Below are 941 nucleotides of genomic sequence, written 5' to 3' on the forward strand. Positions count from 1 at the left end.
GGCCGGCGCCCGCCGAGGCCCTGGAGCAGGCCTTGCAACCGGCGCCCGCCTGAGCCGCGTCCCGCGCGGGGCGGCGGGCGACAATCGGGCATGGTGAAAAAACAGATTCTGGTGGCCGGCGGAGGGATCGGTGGCCTGGCGGCGGCCATCGGCGGCGCGCGTGCCGGCTGGGAGGTGCGGCTGTATGAGCGTGCGCCTGCGTTCACCGAGGTCGGGGCCGGCGTGCAGCTCGGGCCGAACGTGGTGCGCCACCTGCAGGCCTGGGGGCTGCAGTCGGCCCTGCAGGAGGTCGCCTCCTTCCCCGACCGGCTAGCGGTGCGCTGCGCGCAGGGGGGCGGCGAGCTGGCGTCCCTGGGCCTGGGTTCCGCGGTCGTGCAGCGCTATGGGGCAGCCTACGCCACCATCCACCGGGCCGACCTGCATGGCCTGCTGCGCGATGGCGCCGCCGCACTGGCGGACGTGGGCTGGAGGCTGGGCCACGCGGTCGCGGGCTACCACGAGGACGGAGCGGCGGTCGGCCTGCGCCTGGTGCGCCAGACGGACGGCGCCCAGGTCGAGGTGGAAGGCGATGCCCTGGTCGGTGCGGATGGCTTGCACAGCCGGGTGCGCGCGCAGCTGCTCGCCGAGGGCACGACGCGCAGCCGGGGGCACCTGGCCTACCGTGCGCTTGTGTCGCAGTCGGCATTGCCACCCTCCCTGCGCTCGCAGCAGGTCACGGTCTGGCTGGGGCCGCGGCTGCACGTGGTGCATTACCCGGTGCGCCGGGGCGAGCTGCTGAACATCGTCGCCATCCGGCACGGGCAGGCGCCGTCCGACCTCGATGCCTGGGACCATGGCGCGAACGCCGCCGAGCTGGAGGCGGCGCTGGCGCGCACCTGCACGCGGCTGCAGGAACTCATCCGCGCGGTGCCGCAGCTGGGCAGCGGCTGGCGCCTGTGGCC

The 941-nt window shown here is 75.2% G+C and carries 1 protein-coding gene; it reads left to right on the plus strand.

Translation table 11 applies throughout. The features are described 5' to 3' along the window. Window positions 1-93: 93 nt before the first annotated feature. Window positions 94-941: FAD-dependent monooxygenase (locus A612_RS05810; RefSeq protein WP_040436202.1), on the plus strand; the 848-nt coding region annotated here is incomplete at its 3' end.

Origin of the sequence: Melaminivora alkalimesophila (genome assembly GCF_000282995.1) — a bacterium.
GTDB lineage: Bacteria > Pseudomonadota > Gammaproteobacteria > Burkholderiales > Burkholderiaceae_C > Melaminivora > Melaminivora alkalimesophila.